This window comes from Actinoplanes sp. NPDC051633 (assembly GCF_040681735.1).
GTDB lineage: Bacteria > Actinomycetota > Actinomycetes > Mycobacteriales > Micromonosporaceae > Actinoplanes.
In genome coordinates, this window is sequence record NZ_JBFAZH010000672.1 from 1 (window position 1) to 4,343 (window position 4,343).

A 4,343-nucleotide genomic window follows, 5' to 3' on the forward strand; every position below is an offset into this window, starting at 1 on the left:
CCGGTGTCGCCGGTCTGGCCCTGCTCGACGCGCTGAATCCCGCGACGATTGCCGGCGTGGCGCTGCTGCTGCTCGCCCCCATGGCGCATCCCGTCCGGGCGGCGGCAGGATTCGTCACCGGTGCGTACCTGACGGTCCTCGCGCTCGGAACCGCCGTGTACATCGGCGCCGATGTCGCCGCCGACGCTGTCGGCAACGGCCTGATCTGGGTACGCCGGATCGCGTTCACGGTGGCGGCGGTGGGGTTGGCCGTGGCCGGGCTGCGTCGGTTGCGCCCACGGATCCGCCCGGCGGTCACCGTGCCCGGCTGGGTCAATCCGACGAGCGCCGCCGTGCTCGGACTGGTGATGACCGGTGCGGATCTGCCCAACGCCTTCCCGTACTTCATCGCCATCGAACGGATCGTCAACGCTGACCTCGGCACCACCCGTTCACTGGTGATCATCGCCGGGTACGCGCTGATCTACTGCCTGCCGTGCCTGTTGCTGCTCATCGCCGGCGCCGCCCGCGGCGATCGGGTCCGCCGACGCCTCGGCAGCCTCTACGAGCGGCTCGGCGCGGAGAAGAAACAGCCGCGCAGCGTACCCATCGCGGCGGGCTACCTCGTCGCAGCCGCCGGCGTGTTCACCATCGCCGCACTGGCATGATCCTCGGTTCCAGCGCTGCAATCGTTTGTTGCAATCGTTTGCCAGCTGATCTAGCGTTCGGATCCGAGGTGTTTCGCGCGACCCGTGAAATGAGGGCGGCCATGGATGACCCGGTGCGGACCGAGACGCTCGCCGGCTCCGACCGGCCCGCGCACTACTTCCTGGCCGAGACCCTCGACGGGCTGTACACGCCGTACGCCCTGCGCCTGCCCGCGGGCGACGGCCCGCATCCGTTCGTCTTCATCGCCTACGGCAACGGCGGCGGTGGGCTCGCCTGGCTGCACGACCGGGTGCACCGCTTCCGGCACATCACCGACGTGCTCCTCGACGCCGGCTACGCCTGCGCCTGGAGCCGCTACCGCACCGAGGTCGAGCTGGGCTACCAGACCGGGGGAGCGCTGCGAACCGACATCCGGCAGGGCATGGAGCTGATGAGCCGGGCCCCATTGGAGTACGAGGACGAGGTCGCGGTCCTCCGGCACGTGGCCCGTCATCCGCTCATCGACGCCGATCGGCTGTTCCACCTCGGCGTCAGCCATGCCGGCGAGATGCTGTTCAAGCTGTTGTCGCAGTACCGGGGTCTGCTCCGGGCGGGCGTGGCGGCCGAACCGGCCTCGCACGAGCTGCTGACGCTCCGGCTCGACGACGCCCCGACGGTCAAGGTCACCGACGGACTGCGGAACATCGAGAAGCTCGAGGTACGCAGCATCGAGCGTGCCCGCGCCCGGATCACCGACCCGGACGAGGTCTCCCGGCGACTCGACGGCGTCGACATCCCGGTGCTGGTCCTCGGCCGCGAGCAGGACGAGCTCCAGGGCATCTTCCGGCTCACCTACGAGCTGCTGGCCGAGAAGCGCGCCGACGCGGAGTGGCGGTCCTGGAGTCACGACATCCACGGCTACATCTACCCCGAGACCGGCGCCGACGGGGTCGTGCGGATCGACGACGTTCAGAAGGAAGCACTGGCGGTCATCGTCGACTTCCTCAACCGGCACCTGAAGTCCTAGATCTCTAAATCATGCGGCGCCGTACCCGCCACACCACCACACCGATCAGGACCGCCGCGGCGGCGACGAACAGGGCCGCCTCGATGAGCTGGAACGTCCAGAACCGGTCGGCCGGGTGGTAGACCCCGAACTGCTGGATGCCCCGCGCGTGCAGGAACTGGTTGAGGTTGGTGCCGGCCCGGTTGGCGGCGTCCTCCAGCCCGTAGTACTCGGTCCAGCTCAGCCTGCGACCGGTGGCGTCTGCGTAGCCGTTCTCGATCGTCCAGTCAGCGAAGCTGGACACGGGCCGGTGCCCCGCCTGGTCCTGCGAGCCGCCGACTCCGACCGGCTCCATGGCGGTGAGCGGCGTGGCGTACGCGGGACGGGCCAACAGCGCCACCGGCATCCGGGCAGCGAGGAACGCCCCGATCGCGACGCCGAACGCGGGCAGGCTGCGCCGCAGGATCGCCCCCGCGGCGGTGGCGACGCCGAACGCGAACAGCGCGTACGCCACCGGAACAAGTCCCTCCACGTCGAAGGCGTCGTACTGGAACCGCCCTTCCCACGCGTCGAATGGCTGACGGAACCAGGTGAGTACCGCGGTGAACATCCCGGTGAGCGTGACGGTGACGCCGGCCAGTGCCGCGAGCTTGGCCGCCAGCCAGCGCATCCGCGGCACGGCCTGCGTCCAGGCGAGCTGCCAGGTGCCGTCCTCCAGTTCGCGCGCGAGCAACGGCGCGCCGAGGAACGCACCGATGACGACGGGGACCAGATAGAAGCCCGCCAGGAGGTTCTCGATGTACCCGTACTCCTCGTCGAGCCGGCGGAAGGAGGCCGCGCAGGCCTCGTTGGCACCGGCCTCTCCCGCACACCGGGCGGGACCGCCGGGGAACAGGTCGTGGGCCTGCGTCCCGAGCACGAGCAGGGCAATGCCGAACACGCCGACCAGCAGACCCAGGACGCAGACCTCGGTCCGGTGCTGGCGCCAGATCAACCACGTCATGCCGCCACCCCCGACGTGACCGCGGCGCTCGGCTCGGACGGCCGGCGCAGGTACGCCAGCACCAGGTCCTCCAGCGCGACCGGTTGGGCCTGCCAACCGGGCGCGGCCGGGATCGCGCCGTCGCGTACCAGCAGGGTCGTGTGCCGGTCGCTGTGGACGGCCTCAACGACGGCGCCGGCCCGGTCGAGGTCGGTGGCCGTGCGCGGGCCGACGAGCAGCCGGTGCTCGGCGAGGAGGGTGTCGATGTCACCGGTGAGCGTGACCCGGCCGTGGTTGAGCACGACCAGGTGGTCGCAGACGCGCTCCAGCTCGTGCACGACGTGGGAGGAGAACAGGACGGTCACCCCGCCTTCGGCCACCGCGCCCATGAGGACCTGCAGGAACTCGTGCCGGGCCAGCGGGTCGAGGCTGGCCACCGGCTCGTCGAGGACGAGCAGGTCCGGCCGCTTCGCCAGGGCCAGAGCCAACGCGACCTGGGCCTGCTGACCGCCGGAGAGCGTACCGGCCCTGCGGTCGAGCGGGATGCCGAGCTTCGCCAGCCGGCGCTCGGCCAGCCCTTGGTCGAACCGCAGGTTGCAGGCCCGGCCGAAGCGGAGCATCTCGGCGACGGTGAAGCGCTTGTACAGCGGATGGTCCTGGGCCAGGAACCCGACCCGGGACAGAGTTTGCGGGGTGCTGGCGGTGACGTCGTGGCCGAGGACCTCCACCGTGCCGGTGCTCGGCGCCAGCAACCCGACGACCAGGCGCAGCAGCGTGGTCTTGCCCGCGCCGTTCGGCCCGACCAGGGCGATCACGCCGCCCGCCGGCAGGGCCAGGGTGCAGTCGCGCAGCGCCCAGCCCTTCCGGTACCGCTTGCCCACACCGTCGGTGCGCAGCGCGAACTCGGTCGCTGTCACGCCACGTCCTCATTCCTCGTCTGCTGGTGGACGGAAGTAAAAAGCGCGTTGACCGCCTGCTCGTCGAGGCCGGCCGCGTGGGCGCGGCGCAGCCAGGTCGCCAGGCCGCGGCGCAGCGACGTGTACGTCGATGGCGACATCGCGGCCGACTGCTGTTCATTGACGAACGTGCCCTGGCCGGGCCGGCCGGTGACCAGGTTCTCCTGCTCCATCTGCCGGTACGCCTTGGCGACGGTGTTCGGATTGATCGCCAGGTCCTCGACCACCTCGCGGATGAGCGGGAGGCGGTCACCGGGTTGGAGGAAGCCCAGCAGCACCGCCTGGCGGACCTGCTGGACGAGTTGCAGGTACGGCGGCACGCCGGAGTGGGTGTCGAGCCGGAAGACGAACACGGTAGCTCCTTACTGCTTTGCTAGTACCATAGTAAAGCAGCGAGTTGGCGGTCAAGGCAGCCGACGCGCCCCCAGGTCGGTCAGAGGAGGTAGCCACCGGTCACTCGTCACACCGCACTGCCGTAAATGCGGTGCGCCCGGTGGTCGCGACCGGCAAGGATGGCCCGCGTGGAAAAGATCGACGTGGTCGTCGCCCACTCCGAGCGGGTGACGCTGCGCGCCGGTGATGTGTTTCTGAAGGTCGACGCCCATCCGACGCGGACCGAGGTCGAGGTCGAGGCGATGGCCTTGGCGCCGGTCCCGACACCCGAAGTGCTGTGGCGCAAGCCGCCGGCGCTCGCGATCGCCGCCGTGCCCGGGACGGCCCTCGGGCGGCTCGGCGAGCCGTCGCCCGCATCGCCGGCGGCGTGGGCCGCGGC

The 4,343-nt window shown here is 70.6% G+C and carries 5 protein-coding genes and 1 pseudogene; 3 read left to right on the top strand and 3 right to left on the bottom strand.

The window, feature by feature from the left end:
- Together AB0M20_RS29405 and AB0M20_RS29410 are read left to right on the top strand one after the other, a co-directional pair.
- The coding region (locus AB0M20_RS29405; RefSeq protein ID WP_364303565.1) for a GAP family protein at positions 1 to 647 on the top strand (647 nt) is incomplete at its 5' end.
- 101 nt (positions 648 to 748) lie between these two features.
- The gene (locus AB0M20_RS29410) at positions 749 to 1,654 is read left to right on the top strand and encodes a hypothetical protein (RefSeq protein WP_364303566.1); all 906 of its coding nucleotides are present in this window, start codon (positions 749 to 751) and stop codon (positions 1,652 to 1,654) included.
- A gap of 4 nt (positions 1,655 to 1,658) precedes the next feature.
- Here AB0M20_RS29410 and AB0M20_RS29415 read toward each other — a convergent pair whose 3' ends face one another.
- The 3 genes from AB0M20_RS29415 to AB0M20_RS29425 are packed head-to-tail and all read right to left on the bottom strand — an operon-like array spanning position 1,659 to position 3,924.
- A complete protein-coding gene (locus AB0M20_RS29415; RefSeq protein WP_364303567.1) occupies positions 1,659 to 2,636 on the bottom strand; it encodes an ABC transporter permease subunit in 978 nt (325 codons plus the stop codon).
- The gene (locus tag AB0M20_RS29420) at positions 2,633 to 3,532 is read right to left on the bottom strand and encodes an ABC transporter ATP-binding protein (RefSeq protein ID WP_364303568.1); all 900 of its coding nucleotides are present in this window, start codon (positions 3,530 to 3,532) and stop codon (positions 2,633 to 2,635) included. Before AB0M20_RS29420 ends, AB0M20_RS29415 begins: the two co-directional genes overlap by 4 nt.
- Entirely contained in the window at positions 3,529 to 3,924 is a 396-nt protein-coding gene (locus AB0M20_RS29425; protein WP_364303569.1) for a GntR family transcriptional regulator, read from the bottom strand. The genes AB0M20_RS29420 and AB0M20_RS29425 overlap by 4 nt, the downstream gene beginning before the upstream one ends.
- 159 nt (positions 3,925 to 4,083) lie before the next feature.
- Between AB0M20_RS29425 and AB0M20_RS29430 the strand changes: the two are divergent.
- Positions 4,084 to 4,343 (top strand): annotated as a pseudogene (locus tag AB0M20_RS29430) (aminoglycoside phosphotransferase family protein); the annotation flags it as partial.